The sequence below is a fragment of the Undibacter mobilis genome (assembly GCF_003367195.1).
GTDB lineage: Bacteria > Pseudomonadota > Alphaproteobacteria > Rhizobiales > Xanthobacteraceae > Pseudolabrys > Pseudolabrys mobilis.
In genome coordinates this window covers 357529-380405 of record NZ_QRGO01000003.1, presented here as the reverse complement: position 1 = coordinate 380405, position 22877 = coordinate 357529, and the positions used below count along the sequence as shown (strand labels likewise).

Sequence of the window (22877 nt, the reverse complement as noted above, 5' to 3'; positions counted from 1 at the left end):
GTCGCCCTGCGGCCTGCTAGCAAAGCGGCAGGGAGGCGACCGGGCCGATGGACTTTTCCCTGAGCGAAGAACAGCTGGCTTTTCAGGCCACCGCGCGGCAGTTCGCCCGCGAGGCGATGATGCCGCACGCGCGCGACTGGGATGCAGGCTCGATCTTTCCGGTCGACGCCTTGCGCGAGGCGGCCGCGCTCGGCTTTGCCGGCATCTATGTCCGCGACGACGTCGGCGGCTCCAACCTGACCCGGCTCGACGCAGCGCTGATCTTCGAGGAACTGGCGCAAGGCTGCACCTCGACCGCGGCCTATATCTCCATCCACAACATGGTCGCCTGGATGATCGACACCTACGGCAGTGACGACGCGCGCCAGCGCTTCCTGCCGAAACTGTGTTCGATGGAGCATTTCGCCAGCTACTGCCTGACCGAACCGGACTCGGGGTCGGATGCCGCGAGCCTGACCACCAAGGCGCGGCGTGACGGCGACGCCTATGTGCTCGACGGCGCCAAGGCTTTCATCTCCGGCGGCGGCAGGTCGGATGTCTATCTGGTGATGGCGCGCACCGGCGAAGGTGGCCCGCGCGGCATTTCCTGCATCGTCGTCGAGAAGGGCACGCCGGGGCTGTCGTTCGGCGCGCAGGAAAAGAAGCTCGGCTGGAAATCGCAGCCGACGTCCATGGTGATGTTCGAGAACTGCCGCGTGCCGGCGTCGAACCTGATCGGCAAGGAAGGCGAGGGCTTCCGCATCGCCATGGCCGGACTCGATGGCGGCCGTCTCAATATCGGCGCCTGCTCGATCGGCGGCGCACAATTCTGCCTCGACCGCACCGTCGCCTACATGAAGGAGCGCAAGCAGTTCGGCACGCGCCTCGCCGATTTCCAGGCGCTGCAATTCCGGATTGCCGATTTCGCCACCGAGATCGAAGCCGCTCGGCTTCTGTTACACCGCGCCGCTGTCGCAGTCGGCGACAAGGAGCCGGCGGCGACGCAGCTTGCCGCCAAGGCCAAGCGGCTCGCCACCGACACCGGCTTCGAGGTGGTCAACGGCTGCCTGCAACTCTTCGGCGGTTACGGCTATCTGAACGATCATCCGATCGAGCGCGTGCTGCGCGACGTGCGCGTCCACCAGATTCTCGAAGGCACCAACGAAGTCATGCGCGTGATCGTGTCGCGCAACATGTTGGGGAACTAATGGCGGACGATTCCGAAATCCTGTTCGAACGCCGCGGCGCGGCCGGGCTGATCACGCTGAACCGGCCGAAGGCGCTCAATGCCGTCTCGCACGGCATGGTTCTGGCGATGCGCGCGCAGCTCGATGACTGGGCCGACGATCCGGCGGTCACGCGTGTTGTCATCATGGGCGCGGGCGAGAAGGCGTTCTCGGCCGGCGGCGATATCCGCCATCTCTACGACCTTGGCAAAGCCGGGCGTTTCGACGAGCAGCTTCGGTTCTGGCGCGACGAATATCCGCTCAACGTCCTCATCAAGAACTATCGCAAGCCTTATGTGGCGTTGATCGACGGCATCGTCATGGGCGGCGGCGTCGGCGTGTCGGTCCACGGCTCGCACCGCGTCGCCGGCGACAAATATTCGCTCGCCATGCCGGAAGTGTCGATCGGCTTCTTTCCCGATGTTGGCGCCACCTGGTTCCTGCCGCGCATGCCGGGAGAACTCGGCACCTATTGCGCGCTGACCGGCGAGCGCTTCGGCATCGCCGACGCGCTCTATGCCGGCCTTGCCACGCACCGCATTCCCTCGGCGCGGTTTCCGGCGCTGATCGACGGTCTGACCGGCACGGTGTCGGTCGATGCCGTGCTCGCCGCTTTCGCGGAGCCGGGCGGGGAGGGGCCGATCTCGACGCGCCGCCATCTGATCGACCACATTTTCTCCGGCCATGACGTCGCGGTCATCCTCGAACGGCTCGATCATGAAGCGGCCACAAACGGCGCCGATGCCGACTGGGCGGGCAAGACCGCGGCCCTGATGCGCACCAAGTCGCCGACGTCGCTCAAGCTCGCGCTGGCGCAAGTGCGCTTCGGTGCGATCCACGATTTCGAGACCTGCATGCGGGCCGAAATGCGCATCGTATCGCGTATCGTAAAGGCTCAAGATTTCTACGAAGGCGTCCGCGCCGTCATCGTCGACAAGGACAACAAGCCGACATGGAATCCACAGACTTTGAGCGAAGTGACGACCGAGGCTATCGCGCACTATTTCGCTTCCTTGGATGGCGACGAACTGATCCTGCCCTAGGCGGGCTGGCCGCTGCCGATCCTTACGCCGATCTGCGCGATCTCGAGCCGGTCCACGAGCAGGAAGGCGAACCGGGTGTCGGGCGCTGGACGCGCCGGCTGGTCCTGTTCCTGCGCATCATGGCCGGGTTGTCGATGCTGAAGGGCCTGTATCACTGGGCGCATATCTGCGGTGTCGGCGCCGGTGAGGATGAGCTTTACACCAGCCACTCGATCGCCTGGCAAACCGCGACCGTCTTCTTCGCCGTCATCGATCTCGTGGCCGCCGTCGGCCTGTGGCTCGCCGCCGCCTGGGGCGCGGTGATCTGGCTGACCGCGGTCGCCTCGATGGTCGCGGTGCAATTGTTCTTTCCGCAGGTGTTCGGCCGCGGCTTCTTCACCATCCTGTTTGAAGGCGCCATGCTGGCCATCTATCTTAATCTGGCGGTGAAGGCGGCGCGAGAGCAGCCGGTGTGAGCATTTGGCGATAGAGCGGCATCAAGCGAAATAACAAGCAAATAAGAGAAGAGGGGAGAGCGAGACATGGCGCGCATTGCATTCATCGGGCTCGGCAATATGGGGCTGCCGATGGCGGTCAATCTCATCAGGGCCGGCCATCAGGTCGAAGGCGTCGATGTCAATCCGGCCTCGGTCGCCAAACTGAAGGAAGCCGGCGCCGCGCCGGTCGAGTTCGCCCATGTTGCCGCGGCGCGCGCCGATGTCGTCATCACCATGTTGCCGGCCGGCAAGCATGTGCGCGACGTTTATCTTGGGGCCAACGGCATCATCGCCGCCGCCAATCCCGGCACGTTGCTGATCGACTGCTCGACCATCGATGTCGATACCGCGCGCGCCGTGGCGGCGGAAGCCGAAGCCAAGGGTCTGTTCATGGTCGATGCGCCGGTGTCCGGCGGCGTCGGCGGCGCCAGCGCCGGGACGCTCACGTTCATGGTCGGCGGCACCGCGCAGGCTTTCCAGCGCGCCGAGCCGATCCTGCAGAAAATGGGCAAGACCATCGTCCATGCCGGCGGGGCAGGGACCGGGCAGGCGGCGAAGATCTGCAACAACATGATCCTCGGCATTTCCATGATCGCGGTGTCGGAAGCCTTCGTCATGGCGGAGAAGCTCGGCCTCGATCACCAGAAGCTGTTCGACATTTCCTCGAAGTCGTCGGGGCAATGCTGGTCGCTGACAACCTACTGTCCCGTTCCGGGACCGGTCCCGACATCGCCGGCCAATCGCAATTATGAACCGGGATTTACCGTAGCGATGATGTTGAAGGATTTACGTCTTGCGCAGGAGGCGGCGCGTGCGGTTGGCGCCAACGCCGAAATGGGCGCCAAAGCCGAAAGACTCTATTCAGCCTATGCCGACAGCGGCGAAGAGACCCGCGACTTTTCGGGTATCGTGCGTTTCATTCGCGGTTAGGCGTCATTCCGGGCGCATGCGCAGCGTGCAAACCCAGAATCCAGACCGAACCGCCGCGTTTGCATCTGGATTCCGGCTCCGGGGCTCCGGCACTGGCGTGCGTGCCGTGCCGGAATGACGAAGAGGAGAGGGTGAACGACTCCTTGCCACGAAGATTGCAATTGAATTCGTGAACCAAAGATTCACCGTCGTAAATAAACCTAATGTTTATGCTGTTATTTAAGCCGATTTTAGAGGGCGCCCCATAAGTTGACGCAGATAAGGGACGAGGAAAACAGGGCCTCGTCACCTGGGCCAAAAAGGCCAGCGTACAAAAAGGGGCGTTAGACATGAAAGCCGTCGTCAAGACGGTCGAACCCGCCGAACGTGAAGCGCGGTTCGACACCATCCGTCCTCTCTATCAGGAGGCTTTGACTCTGGTTGAGCGGCTGCATCGCCGCTTGCTCGATGTCATCAAGGACGAATTCGACCGCCGCGGACGCTCCGATATCAATTCGGTGCAGGCGCTGCTGTTGTACAATATCGGCGACAAGGAATTGACCGCCGGCGAGCTGCGCACGCGTGGCTATTATCTCGGCTCCAACGTCTCCTACAATCTGAAGAAGCTTGTGGAGATGGAATTCCTCGATCACCAGCGCTCGCGCGTCGATCGCCGCTCGGTCCGCATCAAGCTGACCGCGAAGGGCCAGGAAGTGCGCGACATCGTCGATACGCTCTACCAGAAGCACATCCGCACGGTGGAGCAGGTCGGCGGCATCAATGCCGACGAGTTCGCGACGCTGAACAAGTCGCTGCACCGGCTCGAGCGTTTCTGGACCGACCAGATTCTCTATCGCCTGTAAGCCTTCCGAGTCTGCAAGCCTTCAAGTTTGTAAGCCTTCAAGCTGCAAGTCTTCAAATTGTAAGCCTTCGAAGTCTCTGAAGCCTTCCTGAGTCTTCTGCCTCTTCTGGCGTGACGACTTGCCCCGGCCGGGAAAAACCTCCCCTGGCCGGGGTTTTGTCGTTTGATCGCACGCGAAGACCGCAAAGCGCGGCGATTGCGCCGCTATCGAAAGTGGCTACGATGTTCTCGTCAACTTTAATAGGGGGCGATGGTGAGCAAGGAGCCGTTGAAATCTGAATCAAAACCATCTGCGCATTTGACGCCACCGCTGTCCTCTCGAATTAAACTCTCGCCAGAAGCAGACGCATGGGTCGAAAAGTTGCTCGATAGCCGCGGCGGGATCATTTTGGCCTTTGCTCAGGTCGAGTGGTTTATGGCGAAGCTGATAGTGGAGGCTGCTGGCTTTGAACAGTACCTTCACCTCGATCTATCATTTACGCAGGACGCAGCCAAACGGGCGGACCGTTTAACGAATATCTTGAGCACTAAGGGGCCCATCAGCCCTTATGCTGATGAACTCAAGAGTATTATTGGTCGCATTCTGAAACATGAAAATCTCCGCAATTTTGCGGCGCACGGGCTGCTCGTGCGACCTGATGACATAACGCTCGACTCAAAACTTCATTTTCGACTCTATCGCATGTACAAAGGTGGGAATCTTGTTGAAGAAACATTAGACCTCACGCTCAAAGAATACACAGATCAAACGTCTGAGCTAACTGGTGCGGCAAGAGAGTTTATTACTGTTGTGCGTAAGATCTGGGCCGAGTTGAAGCTTCCGCCTTTGGATGATAGCAAGCTTATTCTGGCTCGATAGTATTCGCGAAAATCAGGTGCGGAGCCCATGCCGAAAGCCTACTGGGTCGCGACCTACCGCACGGTTTCAAATCCCGACGCACTTGCCGCCTACGGCAAGAATGCCGGTACGGCGCTGCAGGCCGCCGGCGGGAAAATCCTTGCGCGCGGCATGCCGTCGACCACGCTCGATGGCGGCTATATGGGTCGCACCGTTCTCGTCGAGTTCGACAGCGTCGATGCGGCGCTCGCGGCCTATAACAGCCCGGCCTATCAGGAATGCCTGAAATTGCTCGGCGATGTCGCCAAGGAGCGCGACATCCGCATCATCGAGGCGATCTGAAGGAACGCTGACAAAGTCTCGGCGTTGTTCCGGTATGGAAAAGCAAAACCCGACCAAACAGCCGACCCAGGCGAAAGACATGCCCGCAGCCGGTCCGCACGCGAAGCCGGAACTGACCGACGACAGCAAAACGCCGGGTGCCGGAACGCTGCCCGAGCCCGGCTCTCAGGAGCGCGCCACAAGCGGTTAAGACGCCTGTTGGTTTTTAATGCCAAACATCTGACGCCGGGAAACGCCTAGTGCTGCCCGGGCCGGTTGTCGCCGAAGCTGCGCTCCAGCGCCATGGCTTCTTCGAGATCGGAGCAGGGCACGGCGGTTGTCGGGCGCTTGGCCAGATCCTCGTCCGAGGCGCCGACCACCAGAGGCTTGCCCTTGATCAGATAAGTGTCGAAGCCCTGCGCCGATTGTTCAGGATACAGCGCGAAGACAAGTTCGTGCGCCTCGATGACCTGACGCAGCGCGTCGGCCGGCGCTGGCGCGGCGGCGATGCGGTTCAGGTTGTCCCGCGCCATTTGTAAGAGCTCGGCGTTCGTCATCGCATCCTCGAATGGTTCGCGCCGGATCGACGTGGTCCGTGGGCCGGGGCGTGTCGCGACGCACATAATTGAGCTTGCGAGCCGCAGCAATGCCGCCGGCGTTTTTTGTTCGCCAGCGGCCCCGGGCTATAGTGCGGCGGCGATGGCAGACGAATCCGAAGTCTATTTTGAGATTACGGTCATTGGCGCCAGCGCCAAGGTCGCGGCCGTCGATGCCGCAACCGCGATCGAGGTCGCGGTGGTCGGACCGGCCAGCGGGTCGCTGGCCGATCTCAAAAGGCTGGCGCTCGGCAAGCTGAAGGCGCGCATCGCCCGCGAGCGCCGCGCCGGCGGGATTCCCTGAGGTTTCCCTATATCTTGCGGCTGTCCACGCGCGCCTGCGCCACCGCTTGGCGTGTGGGGGCCGATATGCTATTCGCAGGTGCGAACCGGAACCCCGGAAATCCCCACTAAAACGGCGCCGATTCTCCCTCACGGCGCCCGGAGACCACAGGTATGTCGGCGACGACAAAGACGTTCTTTTCTGCCCCCCTCAAGGATGTTGATCCCGAGATTTTCGACGTGATCGGCAAGGAGCTCGGTCGTCAACGTGACGAGATCGAGCTGATTGCCTCGGAAAACATCGTCTCCCGCGCCGTGCTGGAAGCGCAGGGTTCGGTGCTCACCAACAAATATGCCGAGGGTTATCCGGGTCGCCGCTACTATGGCGGTTGCCAGTTCGTCGACATTGCCGAGCAACTGGCGATAGACCGCGCCAAGAAGCTGTTCGGCTGCAACTTCGCCAACGTCCAGCCGAACTCCGGCTCGCAGATGAATCAGGCCGTGTTTCTCGCGCTGCTGCAGCCGGGCGATACCTTCATGGGTCTCGACCTCAATGCCGGCGGCCATCTCACCCACGGCTCGCCGGTCAACATGTCGGGCAAGTGGTTCAAGCCGGTGCCCTATGGCGTGCGCCGCGAGGACCAGCTCATCGACATGGACGAGGTGGCGAAGATCGCGCGCGAGACCAAGCCGAAGCTCATCCTTGCCGGCGCCACCGCCTACAGCCGCGTCTGGGACTTCAAGCGCTTCCGCGAGATCGCCGATGAAGTCGGCGCCTATCTGATGGTGGATATGGCGCACTTTGCCGGTCTCGTCGCCGGCGGCGAGCATCCGACGCCGATCCCGCACGCCCATGTCGTCACCACGACGACGCACAAATCGCTGCGCGGCCCGCGCGGCGGCATGATCCTGTGCAACGATGAGGCCATTGCCAAGAAGATGAACTCGGCGGTGTTCCCGGGTCTGCAGGGCGGCCCGCTGATGCATGTCATCGCGGCGAAGGCGGTCGCCTTCGGCGAAGCGTTGCAGCCCGAGTTCAAGACCTACGCCAAGAACATCGTCGCCAATTCGCGGGCGCTGGCCGAGACGCTCAAGGCCAATGGCCTCGATATTGTCTCGGGCGGCACCGATAACCATCTGATGCTGGTCGATCTGCGTCCCAAGCGCCAGACCGGCAAGGTCGCGGAAACCGCGCTCGGCCGCGCCCACATCACCTGCAACAAGAACGGCATTCCGTTCGACCCCGAGAAGCCGATGGTGACGTCGGGCATTCGTCTCGGCACGCCGGCTGGCACCACGCGCGGTTTCGGCACGGCGGAGTTCAAGCAGGTCGGCGAGATGATCGTCGAAGTGCTGGACGTGCTGGCGCAGAAGGGCGTTCCGGAAGACTCGCTGGTCGAGGCCAAGGTGCGCGACAAGGTGAAGACGCTGCTGGATCGGTTCCCGATTTATCAGTGAGTGTTGCGTGCAGCGGGCCTTCTTTCGCTGTCAGACGAGCCCGCTGCACCTGAAGCTGGATTCCGGTTCGCGGCCTTTCAGCCGCGCCCCGGAATGACGGGAGAGGACCATGCGTTGCCCAAGCTGCGGTAGCCTCGATACCCAGGTGAAGGATTCACGTCCGACCGAAGACTCGGCCGTGATCCGCCGCCGCCGCGTCTGCCTGTCCTGCAATTTCCGCTTCACCACGTTCGAGCGCGTGCAGCTGCGCGAACTCACCGTGATCAAGCGCAATGGCCGCCGCGTGCCCTTCGATCGCGACAAGCTGATGCGCTCGGTGCAGGTCGCCTTGCGCAAGCGCTCGGTCGAGCCCGAGCGTATCGAGCAGATGGTCTCCAAGATCGTGCGCGAACTGGAGAGCATGGGCGAGAACGAAGTGACGTCGGAGACGATCGGCGAGGCGGTGATGCAGCACTTGCGCGAGATCGACGACGTCGCCTATGTGCGTTTTGCCTCGGTCTATCGCAACTTCCGCGAGGCCAAGGATTTCCGCGCCGCACTCGATGAGTTGCGCGGCGACGACGACGGGCCGGTCAGCAAATGAGCGAAGCAGAAGCTGCGAATTCGGCGTCCTCCGGGAGCGCCGTCGACGAACGTTTCATGCGCCTGGCCTTGTCGCTGGGTCGCCGCGGTCTCGGTAACACCTGGCCCAATCCGGCGGTCGGCTGCGTCATCGTCAAGGATGGCGTCATTGTCGGCCGCGGCTGGACGCAACCGGGCGGCCGGCCCCATGCCGAGGTCGAGGCGCTGCGCCGCGCCAAGCGGCTTGCCAAGGGCGCGACGGCCTATGTGACGCTCGAGCCGTGCTCGCATGAGGGCAAGACGCCGCCTTGCGCCGACGCCATCATCAAGGCCGGTGTCGCCCGCGTCGTGTCCGCCATCGAAGATCCGAATCCGGAAGTGGCCGGCCAGGGCCACGCCCGCTTGCGCGACAACGGCATCGTCGTCGATGTCGGTCTTTGCGCCGACGAGGCGCGCCGGGCTCATGCCGGCCATATTGCCCGCATCACAACGAGCCGTCCGCATGTGACGCTCAAGCTCGCGGTGTCGGCCGATGGCAAGGCCGGGCTGGCCGGCCGCAAGCAGGCCGTCATCACCGGCGACGAAGCGCGCAACCACGTGTTCAATATCCGCGCCCAGCATGACGCCATTCTCGTCGGTCTCGGCACCGTGCTGGCCGACAATCCGCAGCTCACCGCGCGCCTGCCGGGCCTCTATGAGCGCTCGCCGGTGCGCGTCGTGCTTGATGCGCAATTGCGCGTGCCGCTGTCGCTGTCGGTGATCTCTACTGTGCGCGACGTGCCGACCTGGGTCTTCGCCTCGCAGAAGGCCTCCCCGGTCGCCGAGGAGATTCTGGTATCGAAAGGCGCGCGCGTGTTCCGCGTTGACGACACGCAGGGCCGCCTCGATCTCGACGAGGTCATGAAAGTGCTGGGCGGTGAGGGCATTACGCGGCTCATGGTGGAAGGCGGCCCGACGGTCGCGGCATCGTTCGTCGCCGCCGATCTGGTTGACGAATTCGTGCTACTGAAGGGCCCGAAGGCCATCGGCGAGGGCGGCATCGGCCCGCTCGAAGGCATGGCGCTCGACAGGCTGACCGGCAAGCTTGAGCTCGATGGCACCGAGGCGCTTGGCGCAGACACGCTCGAGCATTATGTACGTTGCTGAATCAGTATGTGGCATTGCGCAGGAGAGCAATAACGTGTTCACCGGCATCGTCACCGATCTGGGCGAAATCCGCACCGTCGATGCCCGCGCCAACAATCTGTCGCGGTTGACGATCTTTACGCGCTATCCGCGCGAGGAACTCATCGAAGGCGCGTCGGTCGCCTGCAACGGCGTCTGCCTCACCGTGGTCGACACTGGCGAGGAGGACGGCCGCACCTGGTTCGCCGCCGATGCCGCCGCTGAGACGCTCGCCATCACCACGGTTGGCCGCTGGCGCCACGGCACCCGCATCAATCTCGAGCGGCCGCTCAAGATTGGCGACGAGCTGGGTGGCCATCTGGTCGCCGGCCATGTCGACGGACTCGCCAAGGTCGTCGCCCGCGACGACATGACCGATATGGCGCGCTTCACCTTGCGCGCGCCGCGGGCGCTGTCGCGCTTCGTCGCGCCGAAGGGCTCTGTGGCGCTCGATGGCGTGTCATTGACCGTGAACGCGGTCACAGGCGACGACTTTACCGTCCTGATCATTCCGCACACCCTGACGGTCACGACCTTTGGCACCCTGAAAGCGGGCGACGACATCAACCTCGAGGTCGATACCATGGCGCGCTATGCGGCGCGGCTGATGGAAACCCGCTGATGTTGTCTGATTTTGTTTCTTTACGTTGAGTTGTTTCGACGCCGGTATGTGCTCCGGTAGCGGTACCAAACAGATCAAGAGTGGTACCAGGTAACCTATTCATAACACCTTATGTGTAGCTAGACGGTGGCGGACATGCAGGCCGTCCGCTCAAACGCGGGCGCTTGCCCGCTCTACGTCGGACCAAGGATCAGTGGCACATGCGGCTCAACGCCCCTGTGAACAATACCGAACGCACGTTGGACGATGGCAAGACCATCGTATCGACCACCGACCTTCAGGGCCGGATCACCTACGCCAACCCTTATTTCGTCGAGGTCAGCGGTTATTCGAAAGAAGAGTTGCTTGGCGCGCCGCATAACATCCTGCGCCATCCGGATATGCCGGCAGCCGCCTTCGCCGATCTTTGGACAACCATCAAGGCTGGCAAACCGTGGACCGGCGTCGTCAAGAACCGCTGCAAGAACGGCGACTACTATTGGGTCTTCGCCAATGTCACGCCGGTCATCGAGAACGGTAACCCGGTTGGATATCTGTCGGTACGTACCAAGCCGAGCCGCGCTCAGGTCTCGGCCGCCGACGCGCTCTACCGTCAGGTCGCGGCCGGCATGCCGCTCCGGCTGCGCCAGGGCGAGGTTCTGTCGGGTGGGTTCGGCGCTGCCATTGCGCGGGCTATGGACCTGTCGCTGCGCGGCCGGATCGCCGTCACGTTGTCGCTGATTATCGCGGCGCTTGCTGTCTTTGGCTGGACCGCCTGGTCGTCAGATGGGCTCGCGCGCGCCGGACTTAATGGCTGGGGTGCGGGCTTTGCCGCGGCGGTGGCGGTCGTGACCGCCGCATTCTGGTTCCATCTCGAGCGCCATGTGATTGCGCCGATGCAGCAGGCTCTCAAGGCCGCTTTGTGCATGGCCGGCGGCGACATGACCGTCAATGTCGAAACGAAACTAACGGGCGACGCGGGTCAGTTGTTGCGCGCGCTGCGGCAGATGAACATCAATCTGCGCAGCGTCATTGGCGATGTGCGCGGTAATTTCGAGGCGATGCAAAAGGCCACCCACGACATCGTGGAAGGCAATGTCGATTTGTCGGGTCGCTCGGATTCGCAGGCTGCGGTACTTGAGGAGACCGCCGCGAGCATGGAGCAGCTTGCCGCTACGGTTCAATCGAACGCCGAGCGTTCGACGAGGGGCAACGAACTGGCCGCCGCTGCGCTCGCTGTCGCAGAGAAAGGCGGCGCAGTGATGCAGCAGGTCGTGGCGACCATTGCCGACATCAGCAACTCGTCCGCCAAGATTTCCGATATTGTCAGCATCATCAATGGTATCGCGTCGCAGACCAACCTGCTTGCGCTCAACGCGGCGGTCGAGGCCGCGCGCGCCGGCGAGGCCGGACGCGGCTTTGCCGTGGTGGCGACCGAGGTGCGCAATCTCGCGCAGCGCAGCGCCTCGGCGGCGAGCGAGATCAAGCAGCTCATCGATGTGTCGTCGTCCAAGGTGAGCGCCGGTACGACGCTTGCGCGCGATGCCGGTGAGACCATGAAGGACATCATCCGGTCGGTCAGCAGCGTTACCTCGATCATGGGCGAAGTATCGGCCGCGTCCATCGAGCAGAGCGTCGGTATCGGCGAGGTCAATCGGGCCGTTGCGCAGATGGACGAGGTCACGCAGAAAAACGCCGAATTGGTCGAATCCTCCGCGCGCGCCACCGAGGGTCTTGATGACAGCGCGTCGACGCTGATGGAGGCGCTGGCGATCTTCAAGGTTGGGAGCCGGTCGAACGCCGCCGGTCGCCGCGCGCCACCGTCAAGGATACGCCGCGCCGCCTGAAGCCGGTTTTGTCTCGGGTGGCTGTGCAGAGCCCTTGTTCGATGGGCGGGCCCTTGCTACGACCCGGCCTCAACAGGAATACCGATATTATGGCCAAGAAGACCACCGCATCCAAAACCGGCGGCAAGGCGGCGGCGGGCAAAACCGCGGCGCAAGCCAAACCGCCGCATGTGCTCATCGTCGAAGCGCGCTTCTATGATGCGATTGCCGACGAGCTGCTGCGCGGCGCCAAAGCGGTGCTCGATGAAGCCGGCGCGACCTATGACGTAATCACGGTTCCCGGCGCGCTGGAAATCCCGGGCGCGGTCGCCATCGCGCTTGAAGCGCCGAAGACCAAAGGCAAGTTCGACGGCGTCGTCGCGCTCGGCTGCGTCATCCAGGGCGAAACCTATCACTTCGATCTGGTGTCGAATGAATCGGCGCGCGGCCTGACCGATCTGTCGGTGCAGCGCGCGTTGCCGATCGGCAACGGCATCCTCACCGTCGACAACGAAGGCCAGGCGCGGGCGCGCCTCGGCGGCCTGCACGGTCACAAGGGCGAGGGCGCCGCCAAGGCTGCACTGGCGATGATTGCGCTGAAGCGGTCCCTGAGCGGGAAGTAATGAGCAAGCCTCCGACCAACGGCGGCAAGGACGCGCGCAAGGCCAACAAGCGCGGCGCGGCGCGGCTCGCCGCCGTCCAGGCGCTCTACCAGATGGATATGGCCGGCAGCGGCCTCAACGAGATTCTCGCCGAATTCGAGAGCCACTGGCTCGGCCGCGAGGTCGAGGGGGCGCAATATCTGCCGGCGGAAGCCGCATTCTTCCGCGACATCGTCACCGGCGTGGTGCGCGAGCAGCGTGCGCTCGATCCGATGATCGACGAGGCCTTGCAGCGCGGCTGGCCGCTCCAGCGCATCGAGGCGGTGATCCGCGCCGCCTTGCGCGCCGGCGCTTACGAACTCTCGCATCGCCGCGACATCCCGGCCCGCGTCGTCATTACCGAATATGCCGACGTCGCCGCCGCTTTTGTCGAGCGCGATGAAACCGGCATGGTCAATGCCGTGCTCGACCAGCTCGCCCGCAAACTGCGCGGCGAGGAGTTTACCGCGTAACGATCATCGGCGGGACAAGCCCGATTATGACGAGGTAGGTTGGGGTATGTCCGACTCTCCCTCCGGCGAAGACAAACTGATCGCGCGCTTCTTCGGTCCCATTGCGACCGATCCCGGCGCGCTGGGCCTCACCGACGACGCTGCTTTCATCAAGCCGCCGCCGGGCACCGAGATGGTGCTCAAGACCGACGCCATTGTCAGCGGCATTCACTTCTTTCCCGAAGACCCGGCCGACGCCGTGGCGCAGAAGGCGCTGCGCGTGAACCTGTCCGATCTTGCCGCCAAGGGCGCAAAGCCGCTCGGCTTCCTTGTTTCGCTGGCACTGCCGAAAGAGATCGACGAGGCGTGGCTGTCCGCCTTCGCCAGCGGCCTGCGCGAGGATGCGGCCACTTATAAATGCCCGCTGTTCGGCGGCGACACCGTGCGCTCGCCGGGTCCCATCATGGTCTCGGTCGCGACCTTCGGCAGCGTGCCGGAAGGCCGCATGGTGCGCCGCGCCGGCGCCAAAGCGGGCGATCATGTCTTCGTCACCGGCACGATTGGCGATGCCGCGCTCGGCCTCAAGCTGCGGCAGGGCGCGAGCTGGCCGCTGGACGAGAAGCAGCGCGAGCATCTTTTGTCCCGCTATCTGCTGCCGCGCCCGCGCAACGCGCTGACCCAGGCCGTGCTCGATTATGCCTCGGCCTCGATGGATGTCTCGGACGGTCTGGCCGGCGATCTCGCCAAGCTGTGCCGTGTCTCAAAGGTTGCAGCCGGCATCGAGGTCGCGCGCGTGCCGCTGTCCGATGCCGCGCAAGCCGCGATTGCGCATGACGCAGCGCTTATCGAGCCGGCGCTGACCGGCGGCGACGACTTCGAAATTCTCTGCACCGTCTCGCCGGCCAACATCGACCGCTTCCGCGTCGCCGCCATGATGGCCCGCACCGCGATCGCGGATATCGGCGTGATCGGGGAGGGCGAGGGCGCTGTGTTCCGCGGCGCCGATGGCCAGCCGATGACCTTCACCCGCGCCTCGTTCAGTCATTTCTGAATTTGTGGCATTCGTCGGCGGAGGCTCGCGCCACCGCAAGGCGTTCCCTATAGTGCCGGCCAACAAGATCGGGCGAGGAAGTAATGGACGACGACAAGATCCGGCAATCCTTCATGCCGGCGGGACAGACAGAGAATTTCCTCAAGCACCTGCGGCAATTCCCGACCTCGTCCTACTTCCGCCGCATGGCGCCGCGCCGGGTGCCGCGCTTCGCCTTCGAATATTGCGACACCGGCGCCGGCGACGATGTCGGCATCGCGCATAACTGGGCCTCGCTCGACGGCGTCAAGATCGTGCCGCGCTACGGCGTCACCGCGGTGTCGCCGCCGGTCGATGTCGAATTGTTCGGCACCCGCTACGCGGCGCCGATCGGCATTGCGCCGATGGGCGGGCCGTCGATGGTGTGGCCCGGCGCCGATCTGATCCTGGCCAAGGCGGCGCAGGCGGCGCGCGTGCCTTACACGCTGGGCGTGGTCGGCGGCGCCACCATCGAACAGGTGGCTGCTGTCGCGCCCGATGTGTTCTGGCTGCAGATGTATCGCTTCGCGCGCAACGATCACAAGATCGGTTTCGATCTGGTCCGGCGTGCCGCCGCCGCCGGCGTCAAGGTGTTGACGCTCACCGTCGATACGCCGGTGCGCACCATCCGCTCGCGCGAGGCCTATGCCGGGCTCGGCTGGGAGTTCAAGCCCGATCTGCGCATGTTCGCCGAGATGCTGATGCGGCCGCGCTGGCTGATGGCGCTGCTGCGCAACGGCTATCCGCGTTTCGCCAGCATGCAGGAATATGCCGGCGGGCTCACCGCGACCAACGACATCATCCGCTTTGCCCGCAGCGAAATGGGCGGCGCCTTCCTGTGGGATGAGATCGCGCGCTTCCGCGACGCCTGGAAGGGACCGATGACGGTCAAGGGCATCATGCATCCCGAGGACGCCGAGAAGGCGCTGTCGCTCGGCATTGACGGCATCTGGGTGTCGAACCATGGCGGCCGCCAGATCGAGGCGCTGGCGCCGACGATCGACGTGCTGCCGGCCATCGCCGAGGTCGTCGGAACCCGGGCCACCATCCTGTTCGACAGTGGTGTCCGCTCCGGCCAGGACGTGATGCGCGCGCTGGCGCTTGGCGCCCAGGCCGCCTTCGCCGGCAAGGCGTTCCTGTGGTCGCTGGCGGCGCTGGGTGAGGAGGGGCCCGCCCAGCTCATCGATCTCTTCATGAACGACCTGCGGGGTTCCCTCGGTCAGATCGGCGCGCAATCGCCGGCCGAGGCGCGCGCCGCCAAGGTCGTCCATCCGACCCGGATCGCCTTCTGACGGCATCCGGGTATTCCCGCGCCGGCCGGGTGGAAAACAACCCTGATCTGCGACTTTCGGAGTGGCGACATTCTGCCTCGCCCGCTATGAGGGGAAGAATATTGCCCGGGAAACGCCTGCATGTCGGCTGCCGCCGAACCCCAGCCGCACGTCTTCGATGACAATCTGGCCAAGCGAAATGCGCGGGTCCTTGCCGTGGCGCAGGCGCTCGCCGGCGGCAACAACACCGTCATTGTCTCGACCGCTTCGATCGTCGGTTCGATGCTGGCGCCCGATCCGGGACTGGCGACCTTGCCCGTCACCGGCATGGTCATGGGCATGTGGGTCGGTACGCTGCCGCTCGGTTATCTCGCGCGCCGCTTCGGCCGCCGCAATGCGCTGCAGTCGGGTTCGCTGTTCGGCGTGCTGTCCGGGCTGGTCTCCTACAGCGCGGTGATGCAGGGCTCGTTCTGGCTGCTGATCCTCGGCACCTTCTTCGGCGGTCTCTACGCGGCCGCGCATCTGTCGTACCGTTTTGCCGCTGCGGATACCGCGAGCGAGCGGATGCGGGCCAAGGTCGTGTCCTGGGTGCTGGCCGGCGGCGTGTTCGCTGCGGTGATCGGGCCGCAGCTCGTCATCTTCACCAAGGATATCCTGACGCCTTACACCTTCGCGGCCAGCTATCTCGGCCAGTCGGCCTGCGCCGTGCTCGCGGCCATCGTGCTCGCTTTCGTCAAGGTGCCGCCGCCGGCGCCGCCGCGCCACGATGCCATGCGCCCGCTCGGCGAGATCGTGCGCGTGCCGCGCTTCATCGTCGCGGTGGTGTGCGGCGTGGTCAGCTACGGCGTCATGAATCTGGTCATGACCTCGGCGCCGCTGGCCATGGTCGGCTGCGGCCATTCGGTGACCGACGCCGCGCTCGGCATTCAGTGGCATGTGCTGGCGATGTATGCGCCAAGTTTCTTCACCGGTTCGTTGATCGCGCGCTTCGGCGTCGAGCGCATCACCGGCATCGGCCTGTTGATCCTCGCAGCCTCCGCCGTTGTCGCCGTGGCAGGGCTTTCGGTTGCGCATTTCTGGGGCGCGCTGATTCTGCAGGGCATCGGCTGGAATTTCGCCTTCATCGGCGCCACCACGATGGTGACGCAGTGCCACCGGCCGGAGGAACGCACCAAGGTGCAGTCCTTCAACGACTTCATCATCTTCGGCTCGATGGCGGTGACGTCGTTCTCGTCGGGCCAGTTTCTGGCGCTGTTCGGCTGGGCGACGATCAATGAGCTCGTCTTCCCGATCGTCGGCGTTGCCGGTGCGCTGCTGATTTGGCTGATGATACGCAAGCGCGCCGAGGCGGCGGCCGCGATTTAGCTGATATACTCGGCGTGTCATGACCAATGCGCCATCCTTCGCCATTCACCACGTTCAAAACGCGGCCGATCTTGCCGACGCCATCCGTCTGTTTCGTGCCTATGCGGAGTCGCTGCCCATTGATCTTGCCTATCAGGGCTTCGAGGCCGAGATGGCGGCAATGCCGGGCAAATACGCGCCGCCCAAGGGCGTGCTGCTGATTGCGCGCAATGGTGCGGGCCGGGCGATTGCCTGCGCCGCGTTGCGGCCGATCGAACCCGACGGCACCTGCGAGATGAAGCGGCTCTACGTGACGGCGGAGGGCCGGGGGCTTGGGCTCGGCAAGAGGCTGGTCGAGACTTTGTTCGATGAGGCGCGGCGTATCGGCTATCGCGAAATGCGGCTCGATACGCTGCCGTCGATGACGGAGGCGATCGCGCTCTACCACCGCTTCGGCTTTGTGCCGATGGAAGCCTATTACGACACGCCGATTGAAGGCACGTTGTTCATGCGCAAGGTGTTGTAGATAGTGCGTTATCGCGGTGGCGCGCCGATGCCGCAGCCAAGGGGGATGGGATGGATGTCGAAACAGCCGATTCGACGCAGATCACTATGGGCAAGCTCGCTGGTTCTTACTTCGAACGCTATGTTCTTGTGACGACTATTGTTCCGCTGTTGTTCGTTCTGATTACGATTGGAAAAGTCGTTTTATTCCCGAGCGGATTTATACGGAATACTATGAGCAGTGTCGGCTACGTTTGGCCTGTATTTGAGGCTCAGTATTGGGAAGTTGGACGCGTCGCCGGCATTCAATCCGCGGACAATTATCTTGCATTTGTGTCCGTTATGCTCATCACATATATTGTGTTTGTTATTTACGCCGCGACCGCCGTCTTTAAGGGCTATTTCGCCGTGGCGCCGCTGCGCATTTCGGATTTAGGCGCTATCGTGCTTTGTTTGATTGGCGGCGTTTACGCGGCGTTTTTGGATGCCCCGAAATCAGATCCAAGGCCGTTTTATAATTTTTATGTCGATTCATTTGGCTTTTTTTACGTACGGCAATGGATTTTGCTTTTGGCTGGCGGCTTGGCGCCTTATTTGATGGTCTTCTTCCTGGCCAAACTCTCAGGCCAGGTACTGGCGCGAACCAAGTGAATAGCTACCGCCTCTTCAGCGCTCGACATAATTCCTACATAGGACTATATACATTCCCGTCCTGCTCAGCCGGGGGCGTCATCTAGAGGCGTCTTGTTGACGGAGCAGGGCGCGGTGCCCGCGGGCCTGGGGAATACGCACCCCAGGCGCTCGGGCGGCGCCGGGGCTCCGCCCGGAGGCACTAAGACCTCCCGCGAGGAGCTCGCTGACGGTGCGCGCTACCTGCCGAAAGGCAGATCAGCCGCCGGAAGCGCGGCCCGGCGTCGTAACGACACCGCGATGGAGCGCCGTGGGGCGCAGGGTTCTCCGATCGCAAGGAGAGCCTCGCACTCACAAGGTGCGATCCAAGAAGGGCGCCTCGCGGCGCTCCATCCCTCCGGCTTGTCCGGAGGTGAGAGAAGGGGAAGGCGGCCCACCCCGGGCCTTCAAGAGCAGGGGCGATGACGCGCGCCTTGAGTCTTCGATTGACCGCCCCGGCCACCCCGGCCTTCGCCAGATTTCCTGTAAAATCAGCCCCGTTGGGGCGTTGCCTTGTGGCAACGTTTTTGGCATGGTCCGCGCGCTTTCCGGTCGGGGTGAAGCGCCCTCAACAAGCGGCCATCCTCGACGCTCCTGGCACCGGCGGGAGCGTACGTTCCCGCCCGCCTAAATCTATTCGAGGATGATTCATGACTGCTCTTTGGGCCATTATCGCCTGCGGTGCGCTCTCCATCGTCTACGGCATCTGGGCGATCAAGTCCGTGATGTCCGCCGACGCCGGCAATGCGCGGATGCAGGAGATTGCAGCTGCGATCGCTGAGGGCGCGCAGGCTTATCTCAAGCGTCAATACACCGCGATCGCCATCGTCGGCGTCGTCGTTTTCATCGGCCTTTGGCTGCTGCTTGGCAGCTGGGTCGCCATCGGCTTCCTGATCGGCGCCGTGCTGTCGGGTGCCGCGGGCTTCATCGGCATGAACGTGTCGGTGCGCGCCAACGTCCGCACCGCGCAGGCCGCGACCAAGTCGCTGTCCGACGGTCTCGACATCTCGTTCAAGGCCGGTGCAGTGACCGGCATGCTGGTGGCCGGCCTCGCGCTGCTCGGCGTTGCCGTCTACTACTGGTTCCTGATCGGACCGAAGGGGCTCGCCCCGGATAACCGCGTCGTCATCGACGCGCTGGTCGCGCTGTCCTTCGGCGCCTCGCTGATCTCGATCTTCGCCCGTCTCGGCGGCGGCATCTTCACGAAGGGCGCCGACGTCGGCGCCGACCTGGTCGGCAAGGTCGAAGCCGGTATCCCGGAAGATGATCCGCGCAACCCGGCCACCATCGCCGACAACGTCGGTGACAATGTCGGCGACTGCGCTGGCATGGCGGCCGACCTGTTCGAGACCTATGCGGTGACGGTTGTCGCCACCATGGTTCTGGCCGCGATCTTCTTCGCCGGTCAGCCGATCCTCGGCTCGGCGATGCTGTATCCGCTCGCGATCTGCGGCGCCTGCATCGTGACCTCGATCATCGGCACGTTCTTCGTCAAGCTCGGCGCGAACGGCTCGATCATGGGTGCGCTGTACAAGGGGCTCATCGCCGGCGGCGTGCTCTCGATCGGCGGTCTCGCCATCGCGACACAGTACACCATCGGCTGGGGCCAGATCGGCACCGTCGCGGGTCTCGCGATCACCGGCAAGAACCTGTTCATCTGCGGCGTTCTCGGTCTCGTCATCACTGGCCTGATCGTCTGGATCACCGAGTACTACACCGGCACGGGCAAGCGCCCGGTCGTCTCGATCGCCCAGGCGTCGGTCACCGGTCACGGCACCAACGTCATTCAGGGCCTCGCGGTCTCGCTTGAATCGACCGCGCTGCCCGCCATCGTCATCGTCGGCGGCATCATCGTGACCTACCAGCTCGCCGGCCTGTTCGGCACGGCGATCGCGGTGACCACGATGCTCGGCCTTGCCGGCATCATCGTCGCGCTCGATGCCTTCGGCCCGGTCACCGACAATGCCGGCGGCATTGCCGAAATGGCGGGTCTGCCGAAGGAAGTGCGTCACAACACCGACGCGCTCGACGCGGTCGGCAACACCACCAAGGCCGTCACCAAGGGCTATGCCATCGGTTCGGCCGGCCTCGGCGCGCTGGTGCTGTTCGCCGCCTACACCAACGACATCGCCGCCTTCACCAAGTCGGGCGCCGCGTACTTCAAGGACATCGGCACGGTCTCGTTCGACCTGTCGAATCCCTACGTGGTTGCCGGCCTGATCTTCGGCGGCCTGATCCCGTACCTGTTCGGCGGCATCGCCATGACTGCGGTCGGCCGTGCGGCCGGTTCGGTCGTGGAAGAAGTCCGTCGTCAGTTCAAGGAAATGCCCGGCATCATGCAGGGCACGCAGCGTCCGGACTACGGCCGTGCGGTGGACATGCTCACCCGCGCCGCCATCAAGGAGATGATCATCCCGTCGCTCCTGCCGGTGCTGGCGCCGATCGTCGTCTATTTCGGCGTGCTGTGGATCTCGGGCTCGAAGGCCAACGCCTTCGCGGCTTTGGGTGCCTCGCTGCTCGGCGTGATCGTCAACGGCCTGTTCGTCGCCATCTCGATGACCTCGGGCGGCGGCGCCTGGGACAACGCCAAGAAGTCGTTTGAAGACGGCTTCATCGACAAGGACGGCGTCAAGCATCTGAAGGGTTCGGAGGCTCACAAGGCGTCCGTGACCGGCGACACCGTCGGCGATCCCTACAAGGACACGGCGGGCCCCGCCGTGAACCCGGCGATCAAGATCACCAACATCGTGGCTCTGCTGCTGCTGGCGATCCTGGCGCACTAAAGGCGAGGGCCGGGGGCTCAACTCCGGCCACTTCCTTACGACGAAACGAAAAGGCCCGCGTTTTGCGCGGGCCTTTTTGCTGTCGATGTTTCGCTTGAACCTGAAGCTCGTCTCAGAACATCTTGAAGGCGTTGAACACACCGCGCAGGTAGTTGAGCTGGTTGCCGCCGGTTTCGGTGGTCTGCGAGACGAAGTCGAAGATCTTGCCGTCCTTGATGCCATAGTTGGCGAGGCGCGTGACCTTGCGGTCCTTGTCGAAATAGACGGCAACGACGCGCTGGTCGGTGACTTCGTGCGGCTGGAAGGCGGCGCTGCGCTCGGCCTTCTGGGAGATGTAGTAGAACACGTCGCCGCTGACGGTGGCGACCGTCGATGGCGTGCCGAGCACGATCAGCACCTGCTCCTGTGTCGCGCCGATCGGAATCTGTTCGAGCGCGCCTTCGGGCAGCACGTAGCCGCGTTGCAAGGTCTCGCCGAAGCTGCCGCAGCCGCCAAGCAAAGCCGGCGCGGCCAATGTCAGACCGAGGGCGAGCACGCGCGCAAGGACGCGTCCTTGGCGGCGATCGGGCAGGCGGGTCGGTCGGGCGTTGCTCATCAAATCGTCGTCCTTAAAATCCATCGCAGCCCGCGGCGCTGGCCGCGTCGTCTGAGCCTCAACAAATAGCGGCTCACAATCTAGGCTCTTGCATCCGGCGATACGTCCACTAAACCGGCGGCTGTTCCGCGGCTTTGAATGGCCGCCCTCAGGCACCCGGGCTCATGATCTTTTCCCTGTTCCGCCGCAAGCCTCAGCGCGACACCATTTCGGCCCTGTATGGCATGATCGTGGCACAGGCGCGATTGCCGGTGTTCTACCGTGACTACGCGGTCGCCGATACGGTTAACGGCCGTTTCGACCTGATCGTGCTGCATCTGGCCCTCGTTCTCGAGCGCCTGACGGTCAACGGCCAGCTCGAGGCGGCCGGGCAGGCGGTTTTCGACCATTTTTGCCGGGATATGGACGATAACCTGCGGGAAATGGGCATCAGCGACCTGAAGGTACCCAAGGAAATGAAGCGCATGGGCGAGGCCTTCTACGGCCGCTCCCGGTCTTATCTGGACGCTCTGGACGACCGCCGGGCCCTGGTGACGGCGCTGACGCGGAATATCTACGGGGGAGCGCCGTCGGCCTATGATGCCGCGCCCCGGCTCGCCGACTATGTGACGGCCGCCGCCGCCGCGCTGAAGACGCAGGACGTCACCGCCATCGCCGCCGGCGCGGTCCAGTTTCCCGATCCGGCGCGTGTGCCGGCACCTGCCGCCTGACGCTGCCCGGCGAAAAATCTGATAAGAGTTCTGGTCATGAGCAAGAAGAGCGGCCCGCCGCGCGGGTCCCAACAGGCGGTTGCCGGTATTACCGAGGTGGTGCCGTGGAGTGTGCCGGTCACCCTCGACCAGATTCCGGAGACCGGCCTGCACCGCGCCATTGAGGCGTCGGAGGCGGTCTGCGACGCCATTGCGCGGCTGGCCTCGCTCCGCAACGTTGCCGGACTCGGCGCCACCTTCGATCTGACGCGGCGCGGCGGCAAGGTCGAGGTCACGGGCCGCGTTCGCGCGCGGGTCGGCCAGACCTGCGTGGTGTCGCTCGAGCCGATGGAAACCGATATCGACGAAGCGATCGACCTGACCTTCGCCCCGCCGCCCGCCGGCGCCGTGCTGGCTGACGAGGGCGCGTCCGAGCGGCCGCACAAGGCCGGCGAGGAGACCCCCGAGCCGCTTCTCGGCAATTCGATTGATCTCGGCGCGATCGCCGCCGAGTTCCTCGTTCTTGCCATCGACCCCTATCCGCGCAAGGAAGGGGCCGAATTTGCCCCGCCGGCGGTGGAGGAAACCGGCAACAAGCCTTTCGCCGCCTTGGCAGCCCTGCAGAAGGAGCCGGGAAAACGCAACAACTGAAACGGCTTGTCACAGTCGGCGCACCCGCTATGTTGCCGGCCGAGCGCCCGAGTCCGGAGCTTTACCG

26 protein-coding genes are annotated in these 22877 nt (G+C 63.9%); 24 read left to right on the top strand and 2 right to left on the bottom strand.

From position 1 onward, the window contains the following. Nucleotides 1-47 precede the first annotated feature (47 nt). The 8 genes from DXH78_RS19285 (at nucleotide 48) to DXH78_RS19980 (ending at nucleotide 5865) form a co-directional block, all read left to right on the top strand. Nucleotides 48-1187: an acyl-CoA dehydrogenase family protein gene (locus DXH78_RS19285; RefSeq protein ID WP_115518884.1), complete on the top strand. Its 1140-nt coding sequence runs from the start codon at nucleotides 48-50 to the stop codon at nucleotides 1185-1187. Beyond that, entirely contained in the window at nucleotides 1187-2248 is a 1062-nt protein-coding gene (locus tag DXH78_RS19280; RefSeq protein ID WP_115518883.1) for an enoyl-CoA hydratase/isomerase family protein, read from the top strand. The genes DXH78_RS19285 and DXH78_RS19280 overlap by 1 nt, the downstream gene beginning before the upstream one ends. After that, entirely contained in the window at nucleotides 2158-2703 is a 546-nt protein-coding gene (locus tag DXH78_RS19710; RefSeq protein ID WP_147292680.1) for a DUF6163 family protein, read from the top strand. The genes DXH78_RS19280 and DXH78_RS19710 overlap by 91 nt, the downstream gene beginning before the upstream one ends. A 66-nt stretch (nucleotides 2704-2769) precedes the next feature. Further along, nucleotides 2770-3654, top strand: a complete 885-nt coding sequence (gene mmsB, locus DXH78_RS19270; RefSeq protein WP_115518881.1) for a 3-hydroxyisobutyrate dehydrogenase — start codon at nucleotides 2770-2772, stop codon at nucleotides 3652-3654. A 329-nt stretch (nucleotides 3655-3983) separates the two neighbouring features. Continuing rightward, nucleotides 3984-4496 (top strand): transcriptional regulator LdtR, encoded by a 513-nt coding sequence (gene ldtR, locus DXH78_RS19265; protein WP_115518880.1) that lies wholly within the window; start codon nucleotides 3984-3986, stop codon nucleotides 4494-4496. A gap of 252 nt (nucleotides 4497-4748) precedes the next feature. Beyond that, the gene (locus tag DXH78_RS19260; protein WP_147292679.1) at nucleotides 4749-5354 is read left to right on the top strand and encodes a hypothetical protein; all 606 of its coding nucleotides are present in this window, start codon (nucleotides 4749-4751) and stop codon (nucleotides 5352-5354) included. A 27-nt stretch (nucleotides 5355-5381) separates the two neighbouring features. After that, on the top strand, nucleotides 5382-5675 hold the full coding sequence (locus DXH78_RS19255; protein ID WP_115518878.1) for a DUF1330 domain-containing protein: 294 nt from the start codon (nucleotides 5382-5384) through the stop codon (nucleotides 5673-5675). A gap of 34 nt (nucleotides 5676-5709) precedes the next feature. Continuing rightward, nucleotides 5710-5865 carry a hypothetical protein gene (locus DXH78_RS19980; RefSeq protein ID WP_168192893.1) on the top strand — a complete coding sequence of 52 codons (156 nt, stop codon included), beginning with the start codon at nucleotides 5710-5712 and terminating at the stop codon, nucleotides 5863-5865. Nucleotides 5866-5911: 46 nt separating this feature from the next. On the opposite strand, the gene DXH78_RS19250 is transcribed toward DXH78_RS19980, so the two are convergent. Next, the gene (locus DXH78_RS19250; RefSeq protein WP_147292678.1) at nucleotides 5912-6211 is read right to left on the bottom strand and encodes a hypothetical protein; all 300 of its coding nucleotides are present in this window, start codon (nucleotides 6209-6211) and stop codon (nucleotides 5912-5914) included. A 142-nt stretch (nucleotides 6212-6353) separates the two neighbouring features. Between DXH78_RS19250 and DXH78_RS19245 the strand changes: the two genes are divergently transcribed. The 14 genes from DXH78_RS19245 (at nucleotide 6354) to DXH78_RS19180 (ending at nucleotide 20875) form a co-directional block, all read left to right on the top strand. Continuing rightward, nucleotides 6354-6554, top strand: coding sequence for a DUF6898 family protein (locus DXH78_RS19245; protein ID WP_115518876.1), 201 nt, complete (start codon nucleotides 6354-6356; stop codon nucleotides 6552-6554). Between the two features lie 152 nt (nucleotides 6555-6706). Next, the gene (gene glyA, locus DXH78_RS19240; RefSeq protein ID WP_115518875.1) at nucleotides 6707-7990 is read left to right on the top strand and encodes a serine hydroxymethyltransferase; all 1284 of its coding nucleotides are present in this window, start codon (nucleotides 6707-6709) and stop codon (nucleotides 7988-7990) included. Nucleotides 7991-8099: 109 nt separating this feature from the next. Then, complete coding sequence (gene nrdR / locus DXH78_RS19235; RefSeq protein ID WP_115518874.1) at nucleotides 8100-8573, top strand: transcriptional regulator NrdR; 474 nt, start codon at nucleotides 8100-8102, stop codon at nucleotides 8571-8573. Beyond that, nucleotides 8570-9697, top strand: a complete 1128-nt coding sequence (ribD, locus tag DXH78_RS19230) for a bifunctional diaminohydroxyphosphoribosylaminopyrimidine deaminase/5-amino-6-(5-phosphoribosylamino)uracil reductase RibD (protein WP_115518873.1) — start codon at nucleotides 8570-8572, stop codon at nucleotides 9695-9697. The genes nrdR and ribD overlap by 4 nt, the downstream gene beginning before the upstream one ends. A gap of 34 nt (nucleotides 9698-9731) precedes the next feature. Beyond that, nucleotides 9732-10337: a riboflavin synthase gene (locus DXH78_RS19225; RefSeq protein ID WP_115518872.1), complete on the top strand. Its 606-nt coding sequence runs from the start codon at nucleotides 9732-9734 to the stop codon at nucleotides 10335-10337. Nucleotides 10338-10537: 200 nt separating this feature from the next. Next, the gene (locus DXH78_RS19220; RefSeq protein WP_115518871.1) at nucleotides 10538-12163 is read left to right on the top strand and encodes a methyl-accepting chemotaxis protein; all 1626 of its coding nucleotides are present in this window, start codon (nucleotides 10538-10540) and stop codon (nucleotides 12161-12163) included. An 89-nt stretch (nucleotides 12164-12252) separates the two neighbouring features. After that, entirely contained in the window at nucleotides 12253-12765 is a 513-nt protein-coding gene (gene ribH / locus DXH78_RS19215) for a 6,7-dimethyl-8-ribityllumazine synthase (RefSeq protein ID WP_115518870.1), read from the top strand. Then, nucleotides 12765-13256: a transcription antitermination factor NusB gene (gene nusB, locus DXH78_RS19210; protein WP_115518869.1), complete on the top strand. Its 492-nt coding sequence runs from the start codon at nucleotides 12765-12767 to the stop codon at nucleotides 13254-13256. The genes ribH and nusB overlap by 1 nt, the downstream gene beginning before the upstream one ends. 46 nt (nucleotides 13257-13302) lie before the next feature. Beyond that, the gene (thiL, locus tag DXH78_RS19205; protein WP_115518868.1) at nucleotides 13303-14286 is read left to right on the top strand and encodes a thiamine-phosphate kinase; all 984 of its coding nucleotides are present in this window, start codon (nucleotides 13303-13305) and stop codon (nucleotides 14284-14286) included. 83 nt (nucleotides 14287-14369) lie between these two features. Next, a complete protein-coding gene (locus DXH78_RS19200) occupies nucleotides 14370-15596 on the top strand; it encodes an alpha-hydroxy acid oxidase (protein ID WP_115518867.1) in 1227 nt (408 codons plus the stop codon). A gap of 120 nt (nucleotides 15597-15716) precedes the next feature. Then, entirely contained in the window at nucleotides 15717-16940 is a 1224-nt protein-coding gene (locus tag DXH78_RS19195) for an MFS transporter (protein WP_115518866.1), read from the top strand. Between the two features lie 19 nt (nucleotides 16941-16959). Continuing rightward, nucleotides 16960-17445: a GNAT family N-acetyltransferase gene (locus tag DXH78_RS19190; protein WP_115518865.1), complete on the top strand. Its 486-nt coding sequence runs from the start codon at nucleotides 16960-16962 to the stop codon at nucleotides 17443-17445. 50 nt (nucleotides 17446-17495) lie between these two features. Further along, complete coding sequence (locus tag DXH78_RS19185) at nucleotides 17496-18074, top strand: hypothetical protein (RefSeq protein ID WP_147292677.1); 579 nt, start codon at nucleotides 17496-17498, stop codon at nucleotides 18072-18074. 668 nt (nucleotides 18075-18742) lie between these two features. Next, nucleotides 18743-20875, top strand: coding sequence for a sodium-translocating pyrophosphatase (locus DXH78_RS19180; protein ID WP_115518863.1), 2133 nt, complete (start codon nucleotides 18743-18745; stop codon nucleotides 20873-20875). Between the two features lie 112 nt (nucleotides 20876-20987). Here DXH78_RS19180 and DXH78_RS19175 read toward each other — a convergent pair whose 3' ends face one another. Continuing rightward, on the bottom strand, nucleotides 20988-21470 hold the full coding sequence (locus DXH78_RS19175) for an outer membrane protein assembly factor BamE (RefSeq protein ID WP_115518937.1): 483 nt from the start codon (nucleotides 21468-21470) through the stop codon (nucleotides 20988-20990). A 164-nt stretch (nucleotides 21471-21634) separates the two neighbouring features. On the opposite strand from DXH78_RS19175, the gene DXH78_RS19170 reads away from it, so the two are divergent. Together DXH78_RS19170 and DXH78_RS19165 are read left to right on the top strand one after the other, a co-directional pair. Further along, nucleotides 21635-22180: a ubiquinol-cytochrome C chaperone family protein gene (locus DXH78_RS19170; RefSeq protein ID WP_115518862.1), complete on the top strand. Its 546-nt coding sequence runs from the start codon at nucleotides 21635-21637 to the stop codon at nucleotides 22178-22180. Between the two features lie 36 nt (nucleotides 22181-22216). Beyond that, nucleotides 22217-22810: a YceD family protein gene (locus DXH78_RS19165; protein ID WP_115518861.1), complete on the top strand. Its 594-nt coding sequence runs from the start codon at nucleotides 22217-22219 to the stop codon at nucleotides 22808-22810. Nucleotides 22811-22877: the final 67 nt, after the last annotated feature.

What these genes read in the sequence shown, in the direction of transcription:
- thiL (WP_115518868.1), top strand. Translation starts at nt 13,303, where the DNA reads ATGTCCGACTCTCCCTCCGGCGAAGACAAACTGATCGCGCGCTTCTTC.
- nrdR (WP_115518874.1), top strand. Translation starts at nt 8,100, where the DNA reads ATGCGTTGCCCAAGCTGCGGTAGCCTCGATACCCAGGTGAAGGATTCA.
- DXH78_RS19710 (WP_147292680.1), top strand. Translation starts at nt 2,158, where the DNA reads ATGGAATCCACAGACTTTGAGCGAAGTGACGACCGAGGCTATCGCGCA.
- DXH78_RS19285 (WP_115518884.1), top strand. Translation starts at nt 48, where the DNA reads ATGGACTTTTCCCTGAGCGAAGAACAGCTGGCTTTTCAGGCCACCGCG.
- DXH78_RS19170 (WP_115518862.1), top strand. Translation starts at nt 21,635, where the DNA reads ATGATCTTTTCCCTGTTCCGCCGCAAGCCTCAGCGCGACACCATTTCG.
- DXH78_RS19255 (WP_115518878.1), top strand. Translation starts at nt 5,382, where the DNA reads ATGCCGAAAGCCTACTGGGTCGCGACCTACCGCACGGTTTCAAATCCC.
- DXH78_RS19980 (WP_168192893.1), top strand. Translation starts at nt 5,710, where the DNA reads ATGGAAAAGCAAAACCCGACCAAACAGCCGACCCAGGCGAAAGACATG.
- DXH78_RS19180 (WP_115518863.1), top strand. Translation starts at nt 18,743, where the DNA reads ATGACTGCTCTTTGGGCCATTATCGCCTGCGGTGCGCTCTCCATCGTC.
- DXH78_RS19195 (WP_115518866.1), top strand. Translation starts at nt 15,717, where the DNA reads ATGTCGGCTGCCGCCGAACCCCAGCCGCACGTCTTCGATGACAATCTG.
- ldtR (WP_115518880.1), top strand. Translation starts at nt 3,984, where the DNA reads ATGAAAGCCGTCGTCAAGACGGTCGAACCCGCCGAACGTGAAGCGCGG.
- DXH78_RS19245 (WP_115518876.1), top strand. Translation starts at nt 6,354, where the DNA reads ATGGCAGACGAATCCGAAGTCTATTTTGAGATTACGGTCATTGGCGCC.
- ribH (WP_115518870.1), top strand. Translation starts at nt 12,253, where the DNA reads ATGGCCAAGAAGACCACCGCATCCAAAACCGGCGGCAAGGCGGCGGCG.
- DXH78_RS19250 (WP_147292678.1), bottom strand. Translation starts at nt 6,211, where the DNA reads ATGACGAACGCCGAGCTCTTACAAATGGCGCGGGACAACCTGAACCGC.
- DXH78_RS19220 (WP_115518871.1), top strand. Translation starts at nt 10,538, where the DNA reads ATGCGGCTCAACGCCCCTGTGAACAATACCGAACGCACGTTGGACGAT.
- DXH78_RS19175 (WP_115518937.1), bottom strand. Translation starts at nt 21,470, where the DNA reads ATGAGCAACGCCCGACCGACCCGCCTGCCCGATCGCCGCCAAGGACGC.
- glyA (WP_115518875.1), top strand. Translation starts at nt 6,707, where the DNA reads ATGTCGGCGACGACAAAGACGTTCTTTTCTGCCCCCCTCAAGGATGTT.
- nusB (WP_115518869.1), top strand. Translation starts at nt 12,765, where the DNA reads ATGAGCAAGCCTCCGACCAACGGCGGCAAGGACGCGCGCAAGGCCAAC.
- ribD (WP_115518873.1), top strand. Translation starts at nt 8,570, where the DNA reads ATGAGCGAAGCAGAAGCTGCGAATTCGGCGTCCTCCGGGAGCGCCGTC.
- DXH78_RS19190 (WP_115518865.1), top strand. Translation starts at nt 16,960, where the DNA reads ATGACCAATGCGCCATCCTTCGCCATTCACCACGTTCAAAACGCGGCC.
- DXH78_RS19280 (WP_115518883.1), top strand. Translation starts at nt 1,187, where the DNA reads ATGGCGGACGATTCCGAAATCCTGTTCGAACGCCGCGGCGCGGCCGGG.
- DXH78_RS19200 (WP_115518867.1), top strand. Translation starts at nt 14,370, where the DNA reads ATGGACGACGACAAGATCCGGCAATCCTTCATGCCGGCGGGACAGACA.
- DXH78_RS19185 (WP_147292677.1), top strand. Translation starts at nt 17,496, where the DNA reads ATGGATGTCGAAACAGCCGATTCGACGCAGATCACTATGGGCAAGCTC.
- mmsB (WP_115518881.1), top strand. Translation starts at nt 2,770, where the DNA reads ATGGCGCGCATTGCATTCATCGGGCTCGGCAATATGGGGCTGCCGATG.
- DXH78_RS19165 (WP_115518861.1), top strand. Translation starts at nt 22,217, where the DNA reads ATGAGCAAGAAGAGCGGCCCGCCGCGCGGGTCCCAACAGGCGGTTGCC.